The organism is Martinezella sp. CNPSo 3957 (assembly GCF_057784395.1).
The window spans coordinates 206,434-230,423 of record NZ_JBXSOU010000006.1 but is presented as its reverse complement, the minus strand read 5'-3'; the positions used below and the strand labels follow the sequence as shown (position 1 = coordinate 230,423).

22 protein-coding genes are annotated in these 23,990 nt (G+C 60.6%); 17 read left to right on the top strand and 5 right to left on the bottom strand.

Annotated features, from left to right (window positions below):
* Window positions 1-14: 14 nt before the first annotated feature.
* The 3 genes from AC13QE_RS16810 to AC13QE_RS16800 all read right to left on the bottom strand — a co-directional run bounded on the left by AC13QE_RS16810 (window position 15) and on the right by AC13QE_RS16800 (window position 3,168).
* Window positions 15-863 (bottom strand): carbohydrate ABC transporter permease, encoded by an 849-nt coding sequence (locus tag AC13QE_RS16810; protein ID WP_015341575.1) that lies wholly within the window; start codon window positions 861-863, stop codon window positions 15-17.
* Window positions 856-1,794, bottom strand: coding sequence for a carbohydrate ABC transporter permease (locus AC13QE_RS16805; protein WP_132719944.1), 939 nt, complete (start codon window positions 1,792-1,794; stop codon window positions 856-858). The genes AC13QE_RS16810 and AC13QE_RS16805 overlap by 8 nt, the downstream gene beginning before the upstream one ends.
* A gap of 72 nt (window positions 1,795-1,866) precedes the next feature.
* Window positions 1,867-3,168 carry an ABC transporter substrate-binding protein gene (locus tag AC13QE_RS16800; RefSeq protein WP_488484502.1) on the bottom strand — a complete coding sequence of 434 codons (1,302 nt, stop codon included), beginning with the start codon at window positions 3,166-3,168 and terminating at the stop codon, window positions 1,867-1,869.
* Window positions 3,169-3,389: 221 nt separating this feature from the next.
* On the opposite strand from AC13QE_RS16800, the gene AC13QE_RS16795 reads away from it, so the two are divergent.
* From AC13QE_RS16795 to AC13QE_RS16735, 13 genes are all read left to right on the top strand, one after another.
* Window positions 3,390-4,595: an ROK family protein gene (locus AC13QE_RS16795; RefSeq protein ID WP_488484501.1), complete on the top strand. Its 1,206-nt coding sequence runs from the start codon at window positions 3,390-3,392 to the stop codon at window positions 4,593-4,595.
* A 40-nt stretch (window positions 4,596-4,635) separates the two neighbouring features.
* Entirely contained in the window at window positions 4,636-5,736 is a 1,101-nt protein-coding gene (locus tag AC13QE_RS16790) for a Gfo/Idh/MocA family protein (protein WP_488484500.1), read from the top strand.
* Between the two features lie 24 nt (window positions 5,737-5,760).
* On the top strand, window positions 5,761-6,402 hold the full coding sequence (locus AC13QE_RS16785; protein WP_488484499.1) for a ThuA domain-containing protein: 642 nt from the start codon (window positions 5,761-5,763) through the stop codon (window positions 6,400-6,402).
* Between the two features lie 262 nt (window positions 6,403-6,664).
* Window positions 6,665-7,063 carry a VOC family protein gene (locus AC13QE_RS16780; protein WP_488484498.1) on the top strand — a complete coding sequence of 133 codons (399 nt, stop codon included), beginning with the start codon at window positions 6,665-6,667 and terminating at the stop codon, window positions 7,061-7,063.
* 121 nt (window positions 7,064-7,184) lie between these two features.
* Window positions 7,185-8,216: a zinc transporter ZntB gene (locus AC13QE_RS16775; protein WP_488484497.1), complete on the top strand. Its 1,032-nt coding sequence runs from the start codon at window positions 7,185-7,187 to the stop codon at window positions 8,214-8,216.
* A 570-nt stretch (window positions 8,217-8,786) separates the two neighbouring features.
* Window positions 8,787-8,936 carry a hypothetical protein gene (locus AC13QE_RS16770; protein ID WP_488484496.1) on the top strand — a complete coding sequence of 50 codons (150 nt, stop codon included), beginning with the start codon at window positions 8,787-8,789 and terminating at the stop codon, window positions 8,934-8,936.
* The gene (locus AC13QE_RS16765; protein ID WP_488484495.1) at window positions 8,929-10,011 is read left to right on the top strand and encodes an ABC transporter ATP-binding protein; all 1,083 of its coding nucleotides are present in this window, start codon (window positions 8,929-8,931) and stop codon (window positions 10,009-10,011) included. The genes AC13QE_RS16770 and AC13QE_RS16765 overlap by 8 nt, the downstream gene beginning before the upstream one ends.
* Before the next feature lie 9 nt (window positions 10,012-10,020).
* Window positions 10,021-11,091, top strand: coding sequence for an ABC transporter ATP-binding protein (locus tag AC13QE_RS16760; protein WP_132719937.1), 1,071 nt, complete (start codon window positions 10,021-10,023; stop codon window positions 11,089-11,091).
* Window positions 11,092-11,093: 2 nt separating this feature from the next.
* On the top strand, window positions 11,094-11,966 hold the full coding sequence (locus AC13QE_RS16755; RefSeq protein ID WP_132719936.1) for a carbohydrate ABC transporter permease: 873 nt from the start codon (window positions 11,094-11,096) through the stop codon (window positions 11,964-11,966).
* Window positions 11,967-12,013: 47 nt separating this feature from the next.
* On the top strand, window positions 12,014-12,886 hold the full coding sequence (locus AC13QE_RS16750) for a carbohydrate ABC transporter permease (RefSeq protein ID WP_488484582.1): 873 nt from the start codon (window positions 12,014-12,016) through the stop codon (window positions 12,884-12,886).
* 12 nt (window positions 12,887-12,898) lie between these two features.
* Window positions 12,899-13,186: a DUF2160 domain-containing protein gene (locus tag AC13QE_RS16745; protein WP_112336221.1), complete on the top strand. Its 288-nt coding sequence runs from the start codon at window positions 12,899-12,901 to the stop codon at window positions 13,184-13,186.
* Window positions 13,187-13,312: 126 nt separating this feature from the next.
* Window positions 13,313-15,043, top strand: a complete 1,731-nt coding sequence (locus AC13QE_RS16740; RefSeq protein WP_132719934.1) for an ABC transporter substrate-binding protein — start codon at window positions 13,313-13,315, stop codon at window positions 15,041-15,043.
* Window positions 15,044-15,247: 204 nt separating this feature from the next.
* Window positions 15,248-16,108, top strand: coding sequence for a 5'-nucleotidase, lipoprotein e(P4) family (locus AC13QE_RS16735; protein WP_488484494.1), 861 nt, complete (start codon window positions 15,248-15,250; stop codon window positions 16,106-16,108).
* 259 nt (window positions 16,109-16,367) lie between these two features.
* Here AC13QE_RS16735 and AC13QE_RS16730 read toward each other — a convergent pair whose 3' ends face one another.
* Complete coding sequence (locus tag AC13QE_RS16730; protein ID WP_488484493.1) at window positions 16,368-17,663, bottom strand: ABC transporter substrate-binding protein; 1,296 nt, start codon at window positions 17,661-17,663, stop codon at window positions 16,368-16,370.
* 151 nt (window positions 17,664-17,814) lie between these two features.
* Here AC13QE_RS16730 and AC13QE_RS16725 point away from each other — a divergent pair, with 151 nt between their 5' ends.
* From AC13QE_RS16725 to AC13QE_RS16710, 4 genes are all read left to right on the top strand, one after another.
* Window positions 17,815-18,837 carry a LacI family DNA-binding transcriptional regulator gene (locus AC13QE_RS16725; protein WP_488484492.1) on the top strand — a complete coding sequence of 341 codons (1,023 nt, stop codon included), beginning with the start codon at window positions 17,815-17,817 and terminating at the stop codon, window positions 18,835-18,837.
* 40 nt (window positions 18,838-18,877) lie between these two features.
* Window positions 18,878-20,734 carry a DUF2264 domain-containing protein gene (locus AC13QE_RS16720; protein ID WP_488484491.1) on the top strand — a complete coding sequence of 619 codons (1,857 nt, stop codon included), beginning with the start codon at window positions 18,878-18,880 and terminating at the stop codon, window positions 20,732-20,734.
* Window positions 20,731-21,756, top strand: coding sequence for a hydroxyacid dehydrogenase (locus tag AC13QE_RS16715; protein WP_488484490.1), 1,026 nt, complete (start codon window positions 20,731-20,733; stop codon window positions 21,754-21,756). The genes AC13QE_RS16720 and AC13QE_RS16715 overlap by 4 nt, the downstream gene beginning before the upstream one ends.
* Window positions 21,757-21,973: 217 nt before the next feature.
* On the top strand, window positions 21,974-22,561 hold the full coding sequence (locus AC13QE_RS16710; RefSeq protein WP_132720073.1) for a transglycosylase SLT domain-containing protein: 588 nt from the start codon (window positions 21,974-21,976) through the stop codon (window positions 22,559-22,561).
* Between the two features lie 30 nt (window positions 22,562-22,591).
* Here AC13QE_RS16710 and AC13QE_RS16705 read toward each other — a convergent pair whose 3' ends face one another.
* Window positions 22,592-23,857 carry a Gfo/Idh/MocA family protein gene (locus AC13QE_RS16705; RefSeq protein ID WP_488484489.1) on the bottom strand — a complete coding sequence of 422 codons (1,266 nt, stop codon included), beginning with the start codon at window positions 23,855-23,857 and terminating at the stop codon, window positions 22,592-22,594.
* Window positions 23,858-23,990: the final 133 nt, after the last annotated feature.

Sequence of the window (23,990 nt, the reverse complement as noted above, 5' to 3'; positions counted from 1 at the left end):
CGCTCCAGTAAGGCTCAGGATTTCACGGCGCCGGCGGTAAGGCCGGCAATGATGTGCTTCTGCGCCAGGAAGAAGACGATGACGGTGGGCAGGATGGTCAGCGTGATGAAGGCGAGCACCAGCTCCCATTCCGTGCCGAATTCGCCGCTATAGACCATCATGCCGAGCGGCCAGGGATAGATCGAATCCGAGTTCAGCATGATCAGCGGCAGGATGTAGCTGTTCCAGCTGCCGACGAAGGAGATGATGCTGACCGTCGCGATGATCGGCCGCGAAAGCGGCAGCGAGATATGCCAGAAGAAGCGGATATAGCCGCAGCCATCGACAAAAGCCGCCTGGAACAATTCTTCCGGAAGGTTTCGAAAATAGTTCCGGAAGAGCAGAATGCTCATGCCGAGGCCGAACGCCACCTGCGGCAGCACCACGCCCCAATAGGTGTTGAGCAAGCCGAGATCGCGGATGCGGATGAAGAGCGGCAGGATGGCAGTGGCAGCCGGGAACATCAGGCCGATGAGGAAATAATTGAGCAGAAAGTTCGAGCCGAAGAATTTTACATGGGCGAAGGCGAAGGCCGCCATGGCCGAGACCGACAACGTCAGGAACACGGTGAGAACGGCGATGATCAGGGAATTCATCATCTGCCGCCAGTAGCGATCTCCGAACAGGATGCCGGTATAGTTCTCGAAATGCCACTCCGCCGGCAGACCGAACGGATTGGTACGGAGATCGCCGAGGGTCTTGAAGCCGCCGAGCGCGGTCGTCAGCAGCGGGATCAGCACGATCGCGGCAATGATGGTCAGCGACACATAGAGATAGATCTTCGTGCCGGTGGTCAGTCGAACGGATGAGGCCAGATCAGTCATTGCGCATAAATATCCGTTTGTAGCCAAAGGCGAGGGTGACGCAGATCACGAACAGCACGACGCCGACGGCGCTGCCGAGGCCGACCTGCATGCGGGTGACGCCGAAATTGTAGAGGAAGGTCACCATCGTCTGGGTCGAGTTGAACGGGCCGCCGCCGGTGAGCGGCATGATCATGTCGAAGAGCTGCAGCGACCCCACGACCGCGAAGAAAACGGAAAGACGCAGTGTCGAGCCGAGTAGCGGCAGCGTCACGTAGCGGAATTTCTGCCAGCCGGTGGCACCATCGATTTCGGCTGCCTCCAAGACGCTCTTGTCTAGGGATTGCATGCCAGCGATGAACAGCATCATGTGAAAGCCGAAATATTTCCAGACGATCACACCGAGCACGGCATACATCGCGAGATCCTTGTCGGCGAGCACATAGGGCGTCGGCGTGCCGAGGAAATGCGCGATCGCGGCAAACAGGCCGTAATCGCCGTCATAGACGAAGCGCCAGATCAGGCCGGCGGCCACTTCGGCCAGCACATAGGGCAGGAAGAAGATCAGCCGGAAGAGCACAACGCCGCGAATGCGATGCGCCAGCATCGTCGCGAGCCAAATGGCAAGCGGCACCTGGACCGCAATCGACACGACGATGATCAAAGCATTGTTCTTGAGCGACGTCAGGAAAGCGCCGTTCTTGAAAAGAACCTGGAAATTACGCAGCCCCACAAACTCTGTCGGCGGACCATAGCCGTTCCAGCGATAGAGGCTGTACCAGGCCGCTTCCCCCATCGGCAGGATGACGAAGATGGTGAAGAGCAGCAGCGCCGGCGGCAGAAACAGCAGAATGACGGGGAGGCGGCCACGCGCAGCCGGCGATTTTCGCTTCGTTGCGGGTCTCGCTCTTGCGACGGAGGGCATGGCGGTCGTGGCGCTGACATCGGTCATGGGCAGTCTCGACAGTTGCAGTTCAAAGAAGAACCGGCGCCGGCACAAGGGAGAGGCCGGCGCCGGATGGCGCTAGAGCTGGTCCTGCTCGAAAGCGTCCTGGACCTGCTGCGCGCCATCCTTCGGCGAAATCTGGCCGGAGACGATGCCGACAGCCACATCGTTGACGACGCGGCCGACCGAGGGGCCTAGATCCTGATCGAAGAAGTTCTGATGCCAGGTCGAATGCGCCAGCTGGTCGGCAGCCTCGTGCATCAGCGGACCCTTGACGCCATCCTCGGCACCGACGGCGACCGGGATGATCATGCCGGCCTGCGCCATGGCGCGCTCGTTTTCGGCATTTGTGAGATAGGCGAGGAAATCAAGCGCCTCGGGGGGAGCCTTCTTGGTGACGGCCCAGCCGTTCAGGCCACCGAGCGTATCCGTGGCAAGACCTGCCCCGCCAGCCACGGCCGGGAAGGCGAAGCGGCCGATATTGTCGGCCGCCAGTCCCTTGCCGTCGCCGGAATTGGTGCGCTGGTTGGCGACCGTATTTTCGAAGCCGAGGATCATCGCGGCCTTTCCATCGCCGAAGACGCCGAGCGCCTGCGGCCAGGTGGTGCCGAGATAGCCGGGCTGGAAGGGTTCGAGCTTGCCAAGCTCTGCAAGCTGTTCGCCGGCCTTGATGATCGCCGGATCGTTGAAACCATTACCCTTGCCATTCTTGGCGTCGTTGAAGACCTGCTGACCGCCGTCGCGCATCACCAGATAGCTCCAGTAGAAATGGATCGGCCACTTTTCGCCGCCACCGCCGGCGATCGGCGCAATGCCAGCAGCCTTGATCTTCTTGACCGCGGCCAGATAATCGTCCCAGGTCTTGATGGCGCCGGCATCGACGCCTGCCTTGGCGAACAAGGCCTTGTTATAGAAGAAGGAAACCGTGCCGAGCTTATAGGGCACGGCGCTGATCTTGTTGTCGAAGGTCAGGCCCTTGACGGCTGCCTGATTGTAGCTCTTCAGCCAGGCGCCATCCTTGGCGTTCATCGCCGCGGTCAGGTCGAGCAGCGTGCCGGTCTGCTGCTGCTGCTTCAAGACGCCGCCGCCCCAGCTGAAGAAGAAATCGGGAGCGTCCTTCGATTGCAGCAATGTCGGCAGCTTCGCCTTAAACGCCTCGTTGGCCAGGAACTGCATCTCGATCTTCGTGCCGGGATGCTTGGCTTCGTACTGATCGGCGATCTTGCGCCAGACCGCGACATAGTTCGGATCGGTTTCCAGATGCAGCCATTTGACAACGGCGTCGGCGGCAGCGCCCGTTGCGCCGGCGAGAAGCGCCAGTCCGGTCGTCGCGGCAACAGCAGCAATGCGAAGGGCTTTGGCCCCACGTAGATGGATCATGATTTTCTCCTCCCAAGGGAACCAAGAGCCTCACTATTTTTTCCCTTATGCGGAATAATTCAACGGAGCTTTGCTAAAATGTCAACCGCCTTCGTCAAATTTTCGGCAGATTGCCCGCAAAATGGCTTGACATTGGGCAATGGCCATAGGTTATTTAATTCGCATTCCGTTAAAAATACCAGGCCGCCAGCCGAGCGGGTCCGTCATTCGGCGTCAATCTCATGAAAACAGCAGACCCCGAGCTTATGCGGGCGATAAACCGCTTCAATGTGCTGGATACGATCCGGCGGGCGGGCTCCATCGCGCGGATCGAAATCAGCGACCGCACCCAGCTTTCGACTACGACAGTCTCGGCAATCACAGCCTCGCTGTTGGATGACGGGCTGATTCTGGCCCGCACGGAAGGCGACTTGCGCGAGGCGGCCAGCCGCGGCCGACCCCGCGTCATGCTGGAGCTCAATCCCGATGCCGCGCGCGTCGTCGGCGCGAAAATTGCCGCCAATCGCATGGTCTTCGTCGTGACGGACTTTTGCGGCGAGGTTCTTTCGACATTGACGCTGGCGCTGCGCGTCGACCGACAGCCGATCGGTGTCATCGCCGATCTCATCGAGGATGGCGTGCGCCGCTGCGTCGTCGATGCCAATCTGGCGCTCGACGAGATCGATTCCGTCTGCCTCGGCCTGCCCGGCGTCGTCGAGCACCGCACCGGCCATATCCGCACCAGTCCGATCTTCCGCGAGACGGGCGTCGATTTCGCCAAGGAAATGTCGGAGCGGCTGGGCGTGACCACCATCGTCGAAAGCGATGCGCATGCCATCACGCTCGCGCATCACTGGTTCGGCAAGGCGAGAGACCTCGACGACATGGTGCTGGTATCGCTGGAGCAGACGCTGGGTCTCGGTGTGCTGCATGGAGGCCAGCTGTTTCGCGGCGCCGGCGGCCTAAGCCACAATCTCGGCGACCTCGTGCTTGGCATAGGCTCGCAAGGCACCGTCAGATTGGCGAGCCTTGCCGGCGAAAGCGCCATTCTCGGCGATCAGCCAGGCGGCGGTCGCTTTGCCGAAGCCATCCGCCTCGGCCGTGGAATGGCGCACGCCAAGACGCTGATCGATGCTGAAGACACGTCGCTGATCAGCGCGGCAATCCGTGCCGGCGAAGCCTGCGGCATGGCGCTCGCCAACATCGTCACGCTGTTTGCCCCGCCGCGCGTCATTCTTGTGGGATCAAGCCTGGCGCTCGGCCAACCCTTCCTCGACAGCCTGCGGGAGGCCTATTCGCTGGCCATTCCGCCATCGATCAAGGGCGTGACCGAACTCGTTTTCGACCAGTCGACCGACGAGACCTGGGCGCAGGGCGCCGCCGTCGTCGCACTGCGCGAACTCTACGAATCGCCCTGGGGAACAACGGGACCGGCACCGGCTCTCTGATTTCGCGGGACAGCAAAGACAATTCATCTGGAGGAATCTTATGAACAAGGTCGGCATCGGCATCATCGGCTGCGGGAACATTTCCGGCGCCTATCTCACTGCCATGAAATCCTTTCCCATTCTCGACATCAAAGGTGTGGCCGACCTCAATCGCGAACTCGCCGAGGCAAAGGCTACTGAATTCGGCCTGAAAGCGGTCGATATCGCCACCCTTCTGGCGGACCCCTCGATCGAGATCATCGTCAACCTGACCATTCCGAAGGCGCATGTCGCCGTCGGCCTGCAGGCGCTCGAAGCCGGCAAACACACCTATTCGGAAAAGCCGCTGGGCATCAATTTCGCCGAGGGCAAGACGCTTGCGGATGCTGCTGCGGCCAAGGGTCTGCGTATCGGCGCTGCCCCCGATACCTTCCTCGGCGGCGGCCACCAGACGGCGCGCGCCATCATCGACGAGGGTGCGATCGGCATCCCGGTCGGCGGCACCGCCACATTCATGTGTCCCGGCCATGAACGCTGGCATCCGAATCCGGCTTTCTATTACGAAGTCGGCGGCGGCCCGATGCTCGATATGGGTCCCTATTACATCACCGATCTCGTCAACCTGCTCGGCCCTGTCTCCCAGGTCGCCGGCTTTGCCGTCACGCCGCGCAAGGAACGCATCATCACCAGCGAACCGCGCAATGGCGAGCACATCCCCGTGCATGTGCCGACACATGTTGCCGGCGTCATGGCCTTTGTGAGTGGCGCGGTCGTCCAGATCGGCATGAGCTTCGATGTCGCCGGCCACAAGCACGTGCCGCTCGAAGTCTACGGCACCGAAGGGACGCTGATCGTGCCTGATCCGAACCGTTTCGGCGGCCCGGTGGAGTTTCTGAAGAAGGGCGGCGAATTTGCCGGGCGCGAGATCACCGCGCCCTATGCCGACGGTAATTACCGCTCGCTCGGTGTCGCCGACATGGCGCACGCCATCCGCTCAAACCGTCCGCACCGCGCCAATGGCAGCTTGGCGCTGCATGTGCTCGAAGTCATGGAAGCCTTCCAGACGGCCTCCGACACCGGGCGCACGGTCGCCATCACGACGCAAACGGAGCGTCCGGCCCCTCTGTCCGAATCGCTGGTGGATGGGCAGATCGGCCGCTAACCAAGTAATTTCAGGAGGATTATCATGCGTGAAGCACTTATCGTCTGGGGCGGCTGGAGCGGCCACGAACCGCAGGAATGCGCCCATATCATCCGCGACATGCTGGAAGAGGACGGCTTCAAGGTCTATCTCGAAAACAGCACCGAAGCCTTCGCCGATCCCTCGATCCACGATCTCAGCCTGATCGTACCGATCGTCACCATGTCGAAGATCGAGAAGGAAGAGGTGAAGAACCTCGCCGATGCGATCGAAAGCGGCGTCGGCATAGCCGGCTATCACGGCGGCGCCGGCGATAGTTTCCGCGAAAGCGTCGAGTATCAGTTCATCATCGGCGGCCAATGGGTCGCCCATCCCGGCAACATCATCGACTATACGGTCAATATCACCCGCCCGGACGACCCGATCATGGAGGGGATTACCGATTTTCCCTACACGTCAGAGCAATATTACATGCATGTCGACCCGTCGAACGAGGTGCTAGCGACCACGACCTTTACCGGCGATCATGCCTACTGGATCGACGGCGTCGTCATGCCGGTCGTCTGGAAGCGCAAATACGGCAAGGGCCGCGTCTTCTATTCCTCGCTCGGCCACCAGGCCAAGGAATTCGATGTGCCGCAGATGAAGACCATCTTCCGCCGCGGCGCCAATTGGGCGGCACGCTGACGACAGGCTTCCCGCCCGGAAGAACCGCCTACTTGGATGCCTTTCCGTTTTTCTTCGAATCGCGAAAACGCTCTATCTCTTTGTTTCATGACGCATCCGGTCGGAAAACCGCTGCGCACTTTTCCTGGAAATGCTCTGGATCAGGATCAGATACCGTCCGCAGCACCTTGCCGCGGACGGTTTCCATATTTGGAAACCACCTCTATGGTCGCGTCTTGCGCATGCGTACGAGAATTGGCCAGAAACCGGAGTTTCCGAACATATGCTTCATCATATTTCCCTCGGCGTCTCCAACATCCAGCGGTCGGCGCGATTCTACGACGCGGTCGTTGCTCCGCTCGGATACCGCCGCGTTTGGGAGGATCTCAGACCGGGAGAACCTGGTCAGGCCGTTGGCTATGGCATTGCCGATGGCGAAGACAAGCTGGCGCTGAAGTTTTGCCCGCGAGATCAGCGGCCGCCTGGTCCGGGGTTTCATCTGGCTTTGGCAGGCCCAAGCAGACAAGCCGTTTCTGATTTTCACAAGGCGGCTGTCGAACACGGTGGAACGGACAACGGTGCCCCCGGCCTTCGGCTCCACTATGGACCGCATTATTTTGCGGCTTTCGTGATCGATCCCGACGGCCACCACATCGAAGCCGTCTTCAATTCTCCCGTTTGATCGCAAGAAGCAGGCACCTTGCCACCCTGGTCCGAACTGGTAGAATACTGCCTGCACGCCACAAACTCTTGTGCTGCTTGCGCTTTTTTGCTGCCATGGAGGATGGATGGATCAAGGCGCCATGGAAGCAACAAATACCTCGACCGTCAGCTACGGCATCGAACCGGGGTTGCGTTTCGCCTCCCTGCTCGACGGCCATGGCGGCTGCAGGCGGCAGCTCAATATGGACCAGGTCTGCGCCTGGAATCCCGCCGAGGGCGTCATCTGGCTGCATCTCGAACGCGACCATCCCGCCGCCGCCGACTGGATCACCCATAAAAGCGGTCTCGATCCTTTTGTCATCGAAGCTCTGCTGGAGGAAGAATCCCGCCCGCGCGTCGAGCCGGTAGGCGACGGGCTGCTGATCATCCTGCGCGGCGTCTGCGCGACCTCGCCTGATGGCGCGACGCAGAAGCCCGCGGATATAGACTTAGTGCCCCTGCATCTATGGATCGACGCGAACCGCATCATATCGCTGCGCGACAGCGGCCACTACATCACGGCACTGCGCGATATCCGCCTGTCATTGGAGAAGAAGAAGGGGCCGCAGCGCTCTGGCGATCTGCTCGCCCTTATCGGCGACAAGCTGGTGCGCGATCTCGAACCGGTGCTTGACGCCATGGACGAAGAGGTGGACGAGCTCGACGAGCTGATCTTTCACGGCGAAGCCGGCCAGGTGCGCGAACGGCTGAAGCTGCTGCGCCGGCGCGCCGTGCAGCTTCGCCGCTATCTCGCCCCGCAGCGCGACGCGCTGAACCGTATCGAGCATGACGACGCACCCTGGCTTGCCGAACGCGACAAGCTGCGCATGCGCGAGGTCATCGACAAGCTGATGCGCTACATCGAATATCTCGACGCCATCCGCGACCGTACCAGCATCCTGCATGACGACCTCTCGACCGTCATCAGCGAGCGCATCGCCCGCAACTCCAACCGCCTAGCCGCCCTTGCCGCCCTGCTCCTGCCGCCGAGCGTGGTGGCCGGGCTCTTCGGCATGAATGTCGGCGGCATTCCCGGCGTCAACGACACCTGGGCTTTCATCATCATCGTCGCCTTCGTCACGATCACCTCGATCGCGACGCTCTGGGTGCTCAAACGTATCAACTGGCTTTAGGTCCGGCAATTTCGGCCACGCGCGGCGAAATGGCGACCCTTTCGAATGGCGGAAACGCCGCTCCCGCCGGCAATTCGCCCGACCGCCACGCGGACAAGGCGACGAAAGAAGCTCGAAACCATCGGTTTGTTTTTCGCGATCGACGCAAGGATTTCAGGCATTTCCAATCCCGATCAATCGCTTACCGATTTTGCCCCGCCCGCGGAAATATCGTCCTTCGACCTGGCTTTCGGCGGGCAATCGGGACTCGCCTAATTTTCGTTTGACATTCCTTTAGCTTCATTTATCGTCATTATAGTTTCGGTTTTAGCTTGAGGAGTAGAAACCGAAACAGGGGGAGAGATCATTGTCCAAAGCTCGAAACGACAAGACAGACGGCATCGATTGCGCCGCAGGCCGCAATCCTTTCGAGCAGGCTTGCCGTATCCTTGCACGACGAATGGAGCTTTCCGCTTTGCATGGTGCGAAGCCTATCGACGATGATCGCCTGCGGCGCGAATCGCCCGCACGCGGCTCGCCGCAATTCGCGTCTGTGCGACTATTTAATTCTTATCAATTTGTTGAAAACGCATGGCATTCTGCCCCTATGCCGATCTTGGCCGAAGGCATCGCTCCGTGACGCTGCCGATCGCCATTCAATGGGCAAAAAACAGGCCTTGCGGCCAGCAGACCGTCGCGGCTCCCGGCATGCGGCGTGTAGAAGGAGCCTATCGTGCTTGAACTCAGAAACGTGTCGAAGTCGGTGGGCGGCGAGACGCATATCGCAGAAACGAACCTGACGCTGCAGCGCGGCACGCTGAATGTGCTGCTCGGGCCGACGCTCTCGGGCAAGACCTCGCTGATGCGGCTGATGGCCGGGCTCGACAAGCCGACCACGGGCACGATCCATGTCGATGGGAAGGATGTCACCGGCCTGCCGGTGCAGCGCCGCAACGTCGCCATGGTCTACCAGCAATTCATCAACTATCCCGCGATGACCGTCTATGACAATATCGCCTCGCCGATGCGGCTGAGCGGCAAAAGCGCGGCGTCCATCGACAAGGAAGTAAAAAAGGCAGCCGATCTTTTGCGGCTTGGTCCCTTCCTTGATCGCCTCCCCTTGAGCCTTTCCGGCGGCCAGCAACAGCGTACGGCCCTTGCCCGCGCCATCGTCAAGAATGCTGGCCTCGTGCTGCTCGACGAGCCGCTCGCCAATCTCGACTACAAGCTGCGCGAGGAACTGCGCGCCGAATTGCCGAAGATCTTCGCTGAATCCGGCGCGATTTTCGTCTACGCCACCACCGAACCTTCCGAGGCGCTGCTTCTGGGAGGTAACACCGCGACCCTGGCAGAAGGCCGCATCACGCAATTCGGATCGACGATCGATGTCTTCCGCAATCCTCGCGACCTGATTACCGCGACCACTTTTGCCGATCCGCCGCTGAACACGATGACGCTCGATAAGCGCGGCCGGGAATTCGTGCTCGACAGCAACATCCGCCTGCCCGTACCGAGGGGTTTGGAGGACCGGACGGACGGCCGTTATACGATCGCCTTCCAGCCGCATCATCTGGCGCTTGCGCCGCAGACGCCGGAGGCGGTCGCTGCCCCGGCACGGGTGATGGTGAGCGAGATCACGGGCTCGGAGAGCTTCATCCATATCGATTTTGCCGGCCAGCGCTGGGTAATGCTGACCCAGGGCGTGCAGGATATCGATGTCGACGATGCGATCGACGTCTATATAGACCCGCGCCACATCATGGTCTTCGACGCCGATGGTGCCGCCGTCACTCCCGCCCTGCAACAAGCCGCCTGAGGAGGGACTATGGCCCGCATCGATCTCGACCACATCCGGCACGCCTACAACGACCACCCGAAATCCGACGCCGACTATGCGCTAAAGGAAGTCAATCACAGCTGGGAAGACGGCAGCGCCTACGCTCTGCTCGGCCCCTCGGGCTGCGGCAAGACCACGCTTCTCAACATCGTTTCCGGTCTGGTACAGGCTTCCGAAGGCCGCATCCTCTTCGACGGCAAGGACGTGACCCGGCTGTCGACCCAGGAACGCAACATCGCCCAGGTCTTCCAGTTCCCGGTCGTCTACGACACCATGACCGTCTACGACAATCTCGCCTTCCCGCTGCGCAACCGGCATGTTCCGGAGGCCGAAGTGAAGCGCAAGGTCGATGAAATCATCGAGATGATCGGCCTTTCCGACAGCGCCCACCGCAAGGCGCGCGGTCTGACCGCCGACGCCAAACAGAAGATCTCGCTCGGCCGCGGCCTCGTGCGCTCCGACGTCAACGCCATCCTCTTCGACGAGCCGCTGACCGTCATCGACCCGCATATGAAATGGGTGCTGCGCTCGCAGCTGAAGCAGCTGCACCGCCGCTTCGGCTTCACCATGGTCTATGTGACCCATGATCAGACGGAAGCGTTGACCTTCGCCGACAAGGTCGTGGTCATGTACAATGGCGAAGTGGTGCAGATCGGCACGCCGAACGACCTTTTCGAGCGTCCGCGCCACACCTTCGTCGGCTATTTCATCGGCTCGCCCGGCATGAATGTCATGCCCGTCGAAATCGAAGGCAGCAGCGCGCGCATCGGCAACCGCACGATCACACTGCCCGGCGCGCCTAAAGAGAAGCGGTTCGGCCGTTCCGAGCTCGGCATCCGCCCCGAATTCGTCCGCATCGGCCGCGAAGGCATGCCCGCCACCGTCACCAAGGTCGAGGATCTCGGCCGCCGCAAGGTGGTCCGCGCCAAGCTCGACGGCCAGGATATCGTCGCCGTGATCGGCGAGGACCAGACGGTGCCGGCCGAGCCGCACATCGCCTTCGATCCGGCCGGCATCAATATCTACGCCGACTCCTGGCGCATCGAGATGGGAGCCTGATGATGGACAAGACCTGGAACAACAAAGCCTGGTTCATGCTCATTCCGGTTCTGCTGCTGGTCGGCTTCTCAGCCGTTATTCCGCTGATGACGGTCGTGAACTATTCGGTGCAGGACACGTTTGGCAACAACGTCTTCTTCTGGGCGGGCACACAATGGTTTGAAGAGATCCTCCATTCCGGGCGTTTCTGGGATTCGATGATCCGCAACCTGATCTTCTCCTTCGTCATCCTGGCGATCGAGGTGCCGCTTGGCATCTTCATCGCGCTCAACATGCCGAAGAAGGGCATCGGCGTTCCCGTCTGCCTCGTGCTGATGGCCTTGCCTCTGCTGATCCCCTGGAACGTCGTCGGCACGATCTGGCAGGTCTTCGGTCGCAGTGACATCGGGCTGATGGGCTACGTCCTCGTCAATCTCGGCATCGACTACAACTATGTCTCCGATCCGGCAGACGCCTGGGCCACGATCATCATCATGGACGTCTGGCATTGGACAAGCCTCGTCGTGCTGCTGTGCTATGCCGGCCTCGCCTCCATTCCCGACGCCTTCTACCAGGCCGCCAAGATCGACGGCGCCTCGCGCTGGTCCGTCTTCCGCTACATCCAACTGCCGAAGATGAACCGCGTCCTGCTGATCGCCGTGCTACTGCGCTTCATGGATAGCTTCATGATCTATACCGAACCCTTCGTCGTGACAGGCGGCGGCCCCGGCAACTCCACCACCTTCCTGTCGATCGACCTCGTGAAGATAGCGCTCGGCCAGTTCGACCTCGGCCCGGCCGCAGCCATGTCGCTGGTCTACTTCCTGATCGTGCTGCTGCTGTCCTGGGTCTTCTATACCGTCATGACCAATTACGATGCGGGAGCAAGCCGATGAGCGGCAAACCCCTTACCACCACGGCCGATGGCGCCGCGATGCACAAGATGGCCGCCTCGGATGCCGCCGCAAATGCGATTGTTGCGACGGGCACGCAGGTTGCCCGCCGTCACGGCGAAAAAGGCCGATGGTCCTGGCTTGTGCCGACGCTCTACATCGTCTTCCTGCTGCTGCCGATCTATTGGCTCGTCAATATGAGCTTCAAGACCAATGAGGAAATCATTGGCGGCCTGACCCTCTATCCGCACCAGCCGACGCTGCGCAATTATGCGATCATCTTCACGGATCCGTCCTGGTACAAGGGCTATATCAACTCCATCACCTATGTCGTCATGAACATGGTGATCTCGGTCGCCTGCGCGCTTCCCGCAGCCTACGCCTTCTCGCGCTACCGCTTCCTCGGCGACAAGCATGTCTTCTTCTGGCTGCTGACGAACCGAATGGCACCGCCGGCGGTCTTTGCGCTCCCCTTCTTCCAGCTCTATTCGGCCTTCGGCCTGATCGATACTCATATCGCCGTGGCGCTGGCGCACTGCTTGTTCAACGTGCCGCTGGCGGTCTGGATCCTCGAAGGCTTCATGTCCGGCGTGCCGAAGGAGATCGACGAAACCGCTTATATCGACGGCTATTCATTCCCGCGCTTCTTCATCAAGATCTTCATTCCCCTGATCGCAAGCGGCATCGGCGTCGCAGCCTTCTTCTGCTTCATGTTCTCCTGGGTGGAATTGCTGATCGCCCGCACCTTGACGACGACCGACGCCAAGCCGATCGCCGCCATCATGACGCGCACGGTCTCGGCCGCCGGCATGGATTGGGGCCTGCTTGCCGCCGCCGGCGTGCTGACCTTGGTTCCCGGCGCCCTCGTCATCTATTTCGTCCGCAACTACATCGCCAAGGGCTTCGCGCTCGGCCGCGTCTGAAGGAAAACCGCCATGAATACAGACTTTTCCTGGATGGCCTGGACACTGCCGACGGCGCTGTTTTTCGCGACGATCCTGCTGCTTTTGATCGGCATGGCGGTCTGGGAATATTTTTCGCCCGGCGGCAATCCGCGCCTCGGCATTCTGCGCTTCGAAACGACGCGCGGCGACCGGCTGTTCATTTCGCTGCTCGGCGCCGCCTTCATCCATCTCGCTTGGCTGGGCCTGGGAGGCCCCAGCCTGTGGTGGGCTCTTGCTCTTTCCGTGGTCTACGCCGTCGGTGTCTTCCGTCTGGTCTGACGCGGAAATTCAACCCGTTACCGCCCCGTTGCCCATCCGGTCATACGGAGCAGTAAGGCAAATCGATACAGATGGCCGGAAATCCGGCTGGCTGACAATGCACTCGCAACCTGTAGGGAGGAATATATGCGACGGCATCTCTTGACGACAACGGCAGTTGCCTTGCTGGCCCTGGCCGGCACAGCCAACGCTGGCATGAACGAAGCCAAGACATTCCTGGACAAGGAGATCGGCGATCTCTCGACGCTCTCGCGCGCCGACCAGGAAAAAGAAATGCAATGGTTTATCGATGCGGCCAAGCCTTTCCAGGGCATGGAAATCAAGGTCGTGTCGGAAACGCTGACGACGCATCAGTATGAATCGCAGGTTCTCGCGCCGGCCTTCACTGCCATAACAGGCATCAAGGTCACCCACGACGTCATCCAGGAAGGCGACGTTGTCGAGAAGATCCAGACGCAGATGCAGACCGGCCAGAACCTCTATGACGGCTGGGTCAACGATTCCGACCTGATCGGCACGCATTGGCGCTACAAGCAGGTGCGCAACCTGACCGACTGGATGGCTGGCGAGGGCAAGGACGTCACCAATCCGGGCATCGATATCGCCGATTTCATCGGCACCAGCTTTACGACTGCTCCGGACAAGAAGCTTTATCAGCTCCCCGACCAGCAATTCGCCAACCTCTACTGGTTCCGTTACGACTGGTTCAACGACCCGAAGAACAAGGCCGATTTCAAGGCCAAATATGGCTACGAGCTCGGCGTGCCGGTCAACTGGTCGGCGTATGAAGATATCGCCCAGTTCTTCACCGGTCGCGATGTCAACGGCAAGAAGGTCTTCGGCCATATGGACTATGGCAAGAAGGACCCGTCGCTCGGCTGGCGCTTCACCGATGCCTGGCTTTCCATGGCCGGCAACGGCGACAAGGGCCTCCCGAACGGCCTGCCGGTCGACGAATGGGGCATCAAGGTCGATGCCAATTCGCGTCCTGTCGGCTCCTGCGTCGCCCGCGGCGGCGATACCAACGGACCGGCCGCCGTCTATTCGATCCAGAAATATCTCGATTGGTTGAAGGCTTATGCTCCGGCGGAAGCGCAGGGCATGACCTTCTCGGAATCCGGCCCGGTTCCGTCGCAGGGCAATATCGCCCAGCAGATCTTCTGGTACACGGCCTTCACCGCCGACATGGTCAAGCCCGGCCTGCCGGTCATGAATTCGGATGGCACGCCGAAGTGGCGCATGGCACCGTCTCCGCATGGCGTCTATTGGAAGGACGGCATGAAGCTCGGCTACCAGGATGTCGGCTCCTGGACGCTGATGAAATCGACTCCTGTCGATCGCGCCAAGGCCGCATGGCTCTATGCGCAGTTCGTCACCTCGAAGACGGTGGACGTGAAGAAGAGCCATGTCGGCCTCACCTTCATCCGCGAATCCACCATCCGCGACAAGAGCTTCACCAAGCGTGCACCGGAACTCGGCGGCCTCATCGAGTTCTATCGCTCACCGGCGCGTGTCCAATGGTCGCCGACCGGCACCAACGTTCCTGACTATCCGAAGCTCGCACAGCTCTGGTGGCAGGCGATCGGCGATGCCGCATCGGGTGCCAAGGATGCTCAAGGAGCCATGGATGCTCTCTGTGCCGATCAGGAAAAGGTGATGCAGCGCATCGAACGCGCGGGCGTTCAGGGCGACATCGGCCCGAAGCTCGCCGAAGAACACGATCTCGCGTATTGGAACGCCGATGCCGTGAAGAACGGTCATCTCGCTCCGCAGCTGAAGGTCGCCAGCGAAAAGGAAAAGCCGGTCACCGTCAACTACGACGAGCTGGTCAAGAGCTGGGCCGACGCGAAGAAATAAGCCGGGCACATAACGCGAAATGGGTGCCGGGGCTCGAAAGAGCTCCGGTATTTTTCGTGGGGTCCCGCAAAAATAACGCTGCGATGGCTGTCACAGGCTTGACACATTTCCCACGAGCACGAACTATCCTTATCCGGATCATGATGTGGACGCACATCAGAACCCATTGATATATTTCATAGATTTCTGCATAAGGAGAACAGCGTGAGAAACGGATATTTTGGGCGCAGGACGCTCATCACCGCCATTGGCCTTGCCGCCGCCCTGCCGGCTCTCAGTGCCGATCTGCCGGCACCATCGCCAGACGACAATCTCAATGCCGTTCTTTGGGACCAGACATCGGTCGAGGCGCAGGCCAACGCGCTCGGCGCCTATACGCTCGGCCGTATCAGGCTCGATGAAGCCCTGGCCGACAAGAATTGGACCGCAGCTCCGGTCGAGCAAACAGGTAATTTCCAGGACTTTCCGCCCGCCATCATCCTCGATGTCGACGACACCATTCTTAACACCTCGCCCTATCAGGCGCGTAACATCACGGCAGGCACCAGCTTCAAGCCGGACACCTGGACGCAATATGTGAATGCCCAGCAGGACAAGCCTATTCCCGGCGCGGTGGAATTTACCCAATATGCCGCTTCGAAAGGCGTGAAGGTCTTCTACGTCACCAACCGCACCGCCGATGAGGAAGGACCGACCGTCGAGGAAATGAAGCGCTTCGGTTTTCCGATGGGCGACAATGTCGATACCTTCCTGAGCGCCAAGGAGCAGCCGGACTGGGGTTCGGCCAAGGGCACGCGCCGCGCCTTCATCGCCAAGAACTATCGCATTCTCCTGATGTTCGGCGACAATTTCGGCGACTTTACCGACGACTACAAGGGAAGTGTCGAGGAGCGGCAGAAGGTCTTCGAAGCCAACAAGGCGCATTTCGGCCACGACTGGATCGCCATCGCCAACCCGACCTATGGCTCGTTCGAGAGCGCACCGTACAAGGGCGATTACAAGCTGCCGCCGGAAGAACAGCGCAGGATGAAGCAGGATGCGCTGAAGGCCTGGGATGGGAAGTGATGTCAACGCGGAATTCGAGGAGGGTGCGATACCCCCCTCTGTCACTTCGTGACATCTCCCCCACATGGGGGGAGATCGTTGGGAGCTTGCCGCGCGTCACTCGTAAAACAATAAACGCAATTTCAGCGGATTCGATGTTTCTTTGAGATAAAGCGTGCCCACGAGTTACCGATCTCCCCAATGTGGGGGAGATGTCCCGAAAGGGACAGAGGGGGGTAGCAGCGGGGGCGGCATATAACAAAGCCCCTGTAAACTCCAATCAGCTCTTCCGCTTCAACTTTGTCGCACCTTCTTCCACCAGCCGCTTCGCCGCCTCAGCCACCGTGATCTTGCCGAAGGCGAGTTGGTCGGCGACGGGGCGGGCGACGTTCACGTCGAATTCCTGGGAGCCGAGCGGCGCCGGCACGGGATAGGTGCCGACCTGATCCTTCAACAGCTCGATATAGTGCACTGTCTGCTGTTCCACCGGATTGAGCGTTGGCAGGATGGCGGCCCGAACGGCAGGCGACATCGGCACGCCGCGCTCGACACCGAGGATCTTGCCGGCATCGATATCATTGACGAAGAAATTGATGAATTTCGCCGCCGCTTCGCCGTTCTTGCTGGTGGCGCCGACACTCCAGATCAGCGCCGGGCGATAATAGTGACCGGAGGGGCCATCCTTCTTTTCGCGCGGCAGCATGGTGACGGCGAGCTTGCTCTTGACGACAAGCTGGTAGCCGACGAGCTGGTTGGAATAGGCCATGCCGATCGCCGATTTTCCAAGCGCCAGACAGTTGCTTTCGATGACGTTCTGGTCGAGCGTCTGCACATCGGCGGAGACCGTGCCGCCGCGTTTGCGCAGCTCTTCCCAGTAGTTGTACCATTCCTTGGCGTCGTCGACACTGAAGCCGAGACCGCCCTCTTCCGTAAAGAGGCTCTTGCCGCGCTGACGCAGCCAGACGTCGAGGACATAATTGTAGCGCGCGCCATAAGGACCGCCCCAATAGCCACGCTTACCGGCAGCCTTGGTCATTTCCACCGCGAGATCGGCATATTCGGCCCATGTCGTCGTCGGACCGGGCGGCGTCAGGCCGGTCTTCTTGAACATGTCCTCGTCATAGAACATCGCGAAAGAATTCAGCCCGAGGCCGACGCCATAAAGCTTGTTGTCGACCGTGGTCAACTTCAACACGTCCTTGCCGAAGCTGTCGATATTCAGCGTCGAGGGCACAAACTGGTCGAGCGGCATGCATGCGCCGCGTTTCGAATAATCCGAGATCGTGCTCGGCTCGAGCTGGAAAACGTCCGCGATGTTCTGGCTGGCCATTCCCGTGGCGAGCTTGGCCCAGTAGCCGTCGCCGCTGATGCTCTCGCCGATGACGGACAAATCAGGATTCTTGCTGTGAAACAGTTCGGCAACCGCGACGGTGCGCTTGCCGCGATCGGGCGAGCCCCACCACATCGCCCGGAGCTGCGTGGCATCGGCAAAGGCGGGCATTGCGCCTCCCCCGAAGGCAATGCCGGCCGCGGTCCCAGTAGCTCCGATCATGAAAGAACGACGATTCATGCGCATGAGATTCCTCCTTCTCTTGCGTTGCCATCCGCGGCGATCTCCCCGACGCCTTCAGCGGACAAGTCAGCGTGACGATATGCAACTTCATTGCACTGTGCAATAAAAAATCTTTCTATTGCAAATTTGCATAATTTTGCATAGCGTTTGCGATATGAACGATATTCGCTCCAAACGCATCAGGCAGGCCGATATCGCCGCTGCCGCCGGCGTCTCCGTCTCGACGGTGTCGCGGGTCCTCACCAATGAACCCGGCATCAGCGACACGATCCGCCAGCACATTTTCAAAGTAGCGAGCGATCTCGGCTATCCACTGAAGACCGCAGCCGAGACGACGGCCGGCGGCTTGGCATTGATCGCCAGCGACAGCGTCACAGGCGGGTTGAGCGTCTTCTATGAAGGCATTTTGGAGGGTCTTCGTGCAGGCGCTGCCGAGCGCGGCATGCGCTTCGATATCCGCCTCATCCGCGAGGCAAGGACCGAGCCGGAACTGGTGAAGGAATATCTGCAGGCGGCGGACGCCGAGGGCCTCTTTCTCGTCGGCATCGACCCATCGGAAGAGCTCTGCCGGTGGCTTGAAGCCAGCGGCACGCCGACCGTGCTCGTCAACGGCACCGATCCGAAGCTGCGCTTTGACGGCGTTTCACCCTCGAACTTCTTCGGTGCTTATAACGCAACCCGACGTCTGCTCGATGCCGGCCACCGCCGCATCCTGCACCTGACCGGCTCGCATCGCCAGACGATCCGCGAGCGCATCCGCGGCTTCGAGGCAGCGATCGCTTCGGTGGAAGGCGCTGAAGGTCGGATCATGCCGATGAATTTCAGGGGCAGCTCCAGCCACGAAGCCCACGACAAGACCGCCGAAATCCTTGCGGCAGACAAGGGCTATACCGCCGCCTTCTGCATGAACGATTTCATCGCCGTCGGCGTGCTCGACGCCGTCATTGAAGCCGGCCTGCGGGTGCCGGAGGATTTCGCCATCGTCGGCTTCGATGATCTTCCCTGCGCCCTGATGACCAATCCTCGGCTGGCAACCATGCGCGTCGACCGCGCAGCGCTCGGACGCGAGGCCATCGGCCTGATGATCGCGCGCTTCCGCGACCGCGATGCGCCGGCCCGCCACCTCTGTCACGGCGTCCAGCCGATCGCCGGCGGCACGCTGCCACCCGAAAGCTGAAATTCAATCCACCGCGGAAACGATCGAGAAAGCCGAACCGATGATCTATGACCCCGCCAGCTCCAATCCGCTTGCCGGCAACCCGTTGAAAACCCTCCCGGACATGCGCCGCGCGCTGACCGATCTGTTCGATCCGCTGCTGCCTTATTTTTCCGAGGGTAACGCGCGCGTCCGCATCGATGCCGCCGGCGCTCATTTCGACCGCGCAGCCGCCGATCTCGAAGGTTTCGCCCGCCCGCTCTGGGGCTTGGCGCCGCTCGGCGCTGGTGATGGTGATTTCCGCCATTGGGACCGCTATGCCGAAGGCCTCGCCAATGGCGTCGACCCGCAACATCCGGAATATTGGGGCACGATCAATGGCCGCGACCAGCGCATGGTCGAGCTGGCTGCCCTCGGCTTCGCGCTGGCCCTCGTGCCGGAAAAGATCTGGGAGCCGCTCGATCAACGCGCCCGCGACAATCTGATTACCTATCTCAAGCATGCGCGCACCTTCGACTATGCTGACAACAACTGGAAATTCTTCCGCATCTTCGTCGATATCGCGCTCGATCGGCTCGGCGCGACCTTCGACCGCAGCCTGACGGAAACCTACCTCAACGAGCTGGACGGCTTCTATATCGCTGACGGCTGGTATCGCGACGGCAATGTCCGCCGCATCGATCACTACATTCCCTTCGCCATGCACTTTTACGGGCTGATCTATTCCAAGCTGGTGGATGATGATCGCGCCGAGCGCTACCGCGAGCGCGCCGTGCTATTTGCCAAGGATTTCCGCCATTGGTTCGCGCCCGATGGCGCCACGATCCCCTTCGGCCGCAGCCTGACCTATCGCTTCGCCTGCGCCGGCTTCTGGTCGGCGCTCGCCTTTGCCGATGTCGAGGCGCTGCCCTGGGGCGAGATCAAGGGCCTGTGCCTCCGGCATCTGCGCTGGTGGGCCGACAAGCCGATCGCCCATCGCGATGGCACCCTGCCGATCGGCTTTGCCTATCCCAACCTGCTGATGTCGGAGAACTATAATTCCGCCGGCTCACCCTATTGGGCTTTCAAGGCCTTCCTGCCCTTGGCGCTGCCTGAAACGCATCCATTCTGGATCGCCGAAGAAAAGGCCCCGGAAAATGAGCCGGCTATCATCCCGCAAAAGCATCCCGGCATGGTTTTGCTACGCAGCAGGGATGATGTCGTGGCACTCTCCTCCGGCCAGGAAAACCAGCAGATGCGCTTCGGCGCCGAGAAATATTCGAAATTCGCCTATTCCGCACGCTACGGCTTCAGCGTCGAAAGCGACGAGCGCGTCTTTACCGGCGGCGCCTTCGACAGCATGCTCGCCTTCAGCGACGACGGCCTGCACTACCGCGTCCGTGAAACCAATGAAGAGGCGAAACTTGCCGGCGATACGCTCTATGCCAAATGGTCTCCCTATCCGGATGTGACGGTGGAGACCTGGCTGGTGCCGGCCGCGCCCTGGCACGTCCGCCTGCACAAGATCATCACGCCACGGCCACTGCAGACGGCCGAAGGCGGCTTTGCCATCGCACGGCGGGATTTCGAGGCCGACACGCTCTCCTCTATGACCGGTGCCGCCTATGCCATCGGCGAAGAGGATTTTAGCGGCATTCTCGACCTCGGCTCGACGATCGCACGCGAAGGCATCGCGCAGAAGGCGCCGCCGAATACCAATCTTATCGTCTCGAAGACCTTGGTGCCGCAGTTGCGCGGCCCGATTCCGATGGGCGAGACCGTTCTCGTCTCCGCCGTGCTTGCGGCGAAAGATCCATCAGCCATTGATCACGCCTGGAGCAAGCCGCCGGCCAAACCCGATATCGATGCGCTCCGCGCACTCATCAAGAACAAGGGCATCACGGTCAGCGCCATCGAGGCACCGGGTCGCCTACCATGACGCCATCCCTCTCCAACCGCCCGGCCATCGCCTTTGCCATGCTGCCGTCGCGCACGCAGCATGTCCTTCCGAACGCACTTATTCAGCGCCTTAGAACAATCGGCCGCGTGCTAGATGCCGCACCGATGCAAAGTTTCGACGACGAGCGTGCGGCCAAACTCCTAGCTGAAACCGAAATCCTCATCACCGGCTGGGGTTCGCCGGCGATCGATGCCGCCGCACTGACGCAGGCGCCGCATCTGAAGCTGGTGGTCCACGCTGCCGGCACAGTGAAAGGCCTGCTCGGCGACAGTCTCTTCGATCGCGGCATTCTCGTCAGCCATGCCGCCCAGGCCAATGCGCTACCGGTCGCCGAATTCACGCTGGCTGCCATCATCTTTGCAGGCAAGAAAGTCTTTCAGTTTCGTGATCTCTATGTTGCCGATCGCAACCGCAATCGGACGATACCGATGCACGCCGAGGCCATCGGCAATTATGGACGCACCATCGGCATCATCGGCGCCTCGCGGATCGGCCGGCGGGTGATCGAGCTGCTTGCTCCCTTCGACTACCGTATCTTGCTCTATGACCCGATGGTCGATGCGCCCGAAGCGGCACGTCTCGGCGTCGAAAAGGCCGAGCTGGACGCGCTTATGGCATCGGCCGACATCGTCTCGCTGCATGCGCCTTCGCTACCCGCCACACGCCATATGATTAACGCCGCCCGCCTGTCGTTGATGAAGGATGGAGCGACGTTCATCAATACGGCACGCGGCGCACTGGTCGACGAAGCCGCCCTGATCGCTGTGCTGAAGACCGGGCGGATCGACGCAATCATCGATGTTACCGATCCGGAAATTCCGGAGGACGCATCGGCCTTCTACGACCTTCCGAACGTCTTCCTGACGCCGCATATTGCCGGTGCCGTCGGGCTGGAGCGGACACGCCTTGGCGAGATGGCGGTGGATGAAGCCATCCGCTTTATCGAGGGCAAGCCGCTGCTCTATGAAATCCGCCGCGAGGATATGGCGCTGATGGCATGACGCGGCGCAGCAAAACCATGAAAACACCCTGAAATCGCCCCATTTCAGCACAGGCAAACAACCCGTTTTTAATCATTCCGCGCTAGCAATCTCATAAGCGTGGGTCCGCCAAAAGCTCGGTTTCGAACTTTTGGAAAGGATCATGCGCCGGCAGGTTGTTGCTGCGTATTTCGTGCCATTGAAAGACGCACGGCGCGGCAATGAAGAGGTTCTAGTAATGCGTACCCGCGTCCTTTCCATTCTGGCCGTAATGCTGCTTGGCGTGCTGGCAGGCTGTGCCACCGCACCGTCGCGCACCCGCAACATCTGCGCGATCTTCGACCAGCGCGATGGCTGGTTCAACAACTGGCAGCGAGCTGCCGAACGCACGGAACGCAAATATGGCGTGCCGGTGCCGATCCTAATGGCGACGATCTACACCGAATCCGGCTTCCGGCCCCGCGCCCGTCCGCCGCGGCGCTATTTGCTCGGCTTCATTCCCTGGAAGCGCCCGACGACGGCTTACGGCTATTCACAGGCGCTTGACGGCACGTGGGACAAGTACAAGCGCGAGACAGGCAACTGGACGGCAAGCCGCACCAATTTCGCCGACGCCATCGACTTCGTTGGCTGGTATCATTACCAGACCCATCTGCAGACGGGCGTTGCCCTGAATAATTCCTACGATCTCTATCTCGCTTATTACTCAGGCCCGAAGGGCTACCTACAGGGATCGTGGCGCGGCAATTCGACCGCTCTCGCCGGCGCCAAGCGCTTCAACGGCATGACACGGATCTACGCTCAGCAGCTACCGAGCTGCAGCTGATCTCAAAACGAGAAGCTCAACACCGCGGCCTTAAGGCCGCGGCTCCAGCAAATTCAACCCACCATCCTCGCCCCAGATATCGGCCACCGATACCTGCTGGCCTGTACGGCTGCTCTGCAGCGCGGCAATGCCACAGAGGACCGACATCGCTCCTGCCCGCGAGCCGGCGCGCTGCTTGAGCTCGTCGTTCGGACCCGAGCGTAGGAGCATGTTACGCAGCCGGTCGTCGCCGCCATAGTGCCCGCCTGAGGAGTGCGGCACCCATATCCGCTCGACATCGCCGAAATTCTTCATGACGACGATCTCGTCAGCTGGCGGTGTCGTCCAGTTCTGCTTCTCATACTGCCGGAGCTCGATGCGCCCCTTGTGACCGTTGAAGGCGATATGATGGCCTTCGATCGGCATATAGGTATTGAGGGAATAGGAGACATTGACGCCGTTGCGATAGCGGATGGAAGCAACCATCGTATCCGGAATATCGATATCCTCGCGAAAGACGCAGGCATCACGGACATAGCCATCGACGGTCGACGGATCCTCATAGAGGCTTTCGAGCAGCGGCGTCTCGCTGATGTCGAGATAATAGTCGCACTCGTCCTTGTACCGACAGGTGCGGCAGCGCTCGCCGCGGAACGGACCCTTGCGGCCGTAATGCTTGAGATCGGCAAAGGCGGCGACCGTTTCCGGATCGGAATCCAGATACCAGTTCAGAAGGTCGAAATGATGCGTCGCCTTATGAACGAAGAGGCTGCCGGAATTTTCGACGTAAGCATGCCAGCGGCGGAAGTAATCGGCACCATGGCTGGTGTCGAGATACCAGTGGAAGTCGACAGAGGTGACATCGCCGATGACGCCCGAATTGATCAGCTCCTTGATCTTCGCCGCCGTGGGCGCGAAACGGTAGTTGAAGGAGATATCCAGCCGTTTGCCGGTGCGCGCCTCGGCATTGAGGATGCGCTTGATCTTATCGACCGTCGTCGTCATCGGCTTCTCGCTGATAACATCGGCGCCGGCCTCCATCGCCTTGACGATCAGATCGTCATGGGTGGAATCGCGGGTGCAGACGATGACGAGATCCGGCTTTTCCGTCCGCAGCAATTCGTCGAAGTCGGTATAGATAGGCACCGATGCGCCGATATACTCCAGCGCCCGCTTTGCCCGCATGGCGTTGAGATCACACACCGCAACGAGCTCGACCTCGTTGTTCCAGCGCTCCACCAGATCCTTGCCCCACATGGTCGTGCCACGATGGCCCGTGCCGACCAGAGCGTAGCGTTTCCTCGATAACGACTGCATGTCTCTTCCTCCAGAGTCTGCAAATGGCAATGTGAGGCCGCAATGGCCTGCATTTATTTCGGCAAAACCCCCTCTCCCCGCTCGCGGGGAGAGGGGGTTTACCCACCAAATCCGCGGCTTGCCCAGGCGGAAA

Coding starts and splice junctions, on each gene's coding strand:
- AC13QE_RS16770 (WP_488484496.1), top strand. CDS start 8,787: ATGGCATTCTGCCCCTATGCCGATCTTGGCCGAAGGCATCGCTCCGTG.
- AC13QE_RS16710 (WP_132720073.1), top strand. CDS start 21,974: ATGCGTACCCGCGTCCTTTCCATTCTGGCCGTAATGCTGCTTGGCGTG.
- AC13QE_RS16805 (WP_132719944.1), bottom strand. CDS start 1,794: ATGACCGATGTCAGCGCCACGACCGCCATGCCCTCCGTCGCAAGAGCG.
- AC13QE_RS16725 (WP_488484492.1), top strand. CDS start 17,815: ATGAACGATATTCGCTCCAAACGCATCAGGCAGGCCGATATCGCCGCT.
- AC13QE_RS16775 (WP_488484497.1), top strand. CDS start 7,185: ATGGAAGCAACAAATACCTCGACCGTCAGCTACGGCATCGAACCGGGG.
- AC13QE_RS16750 (WP_488484582.1), top strand. CDS start 12,014: ATGGCCGCCTCGGATGCCGCCGCAAATGCGATTGTTGCGACGGGCACG.
- AC13QE_RS16795 (WP_488484501.1), top strand. CDS start 3,390: ATGAAAACAGCAGACCCCGAGCTTATGCGGGCGATAAACCGCTTCAAT.
- AC13QE_RS16800 (WP_488484502.1), bottom strand. CDS start 3,168: ATGATCCATCTACGTGGGGCCAAAGCCCTTCGCATTGCTGCTGTTGCC.
- AC13QE_RS16780 (WP_488484498.1), top strand. CDS start 6,665: ATGCTTCATCATATTTCCCTCGGCGTCTCCAACATCCAGCGGTCGGCG.
- AC13QE_RS16760 (WP_132719937.1), top strand. CDS start 10,021: ATGGCCCGCATCGATCTCGACCACATCCGGCACGCCTACAACGACCAC.
- AC13QE_RS16790 (WP_488484500.1), top strand. CDS start 4,636: ATGAACAAGGTCGGCATCGGCATCATCGGCTGCGGGAACATTTCCGGC.
- AC13QE_RS16785 (WP_488484499.1), top strand. CDS start 5,761: ATGCGTGAAGCACTTATCGTCTGGGGCGGCTGGAGCGGCCACGAACCG.
- AC13QE_RS16810 (WP_015341575.1), bottom strand. CDS start 863: ATGACTGATCTGGCCTCATCCGTTCGACTGACCACCGGCACGAAGATC.
- AC13QE_RS16745 (WP_112336221.1), top strand. CDS start 12,899: ATGAATACAGACTTTTCCTGGATGGCCTGGACACTGCCGACGGCGCTG.
- AC13QE_RS16740 (WP_132719934.1), top strand. CDS start 13,313: ATGCGACGGCATCTCTTGACGACAACGGCAGTTGCCTTGCTGGCCCTG.
- AC13QE_RS16715 (WP_488484490.1), top strand. CDS start 20,731: ATGACGCCATCCCTCTCCAACCGCCCGGCCATCGCCTTTGCCATGCTG.
- AC13QE_RS16705 (WP_488484489.1), bottom strand. CDS start 23,857: ATGCAGTCGTTATCGAGGAAACGCTACGCTCTGGTCGGCACGGGCCAT.
- AC13QE_RS16755 (WP_132719936.1), top strand. CDS start 11,094: ATGGACAAGACCTGGAACAACAAAGCCTGGTTCATGCTCATTCCGGTT.
- AC13QE_RS16720 (WP_488484491.1), top strand. CDS start 18,878: ATGATCTATGACCCCGCCAGCTCCAATCCGCTTGCCGGCAACCCGTTG.
- AC13QE_RS16730 (WP_488484493.1), bottom strand. CDS start 17,663: ATGCGCATGAATCGTCGTTCTTTCATGATCGGAGCTACTGGGACCGCG.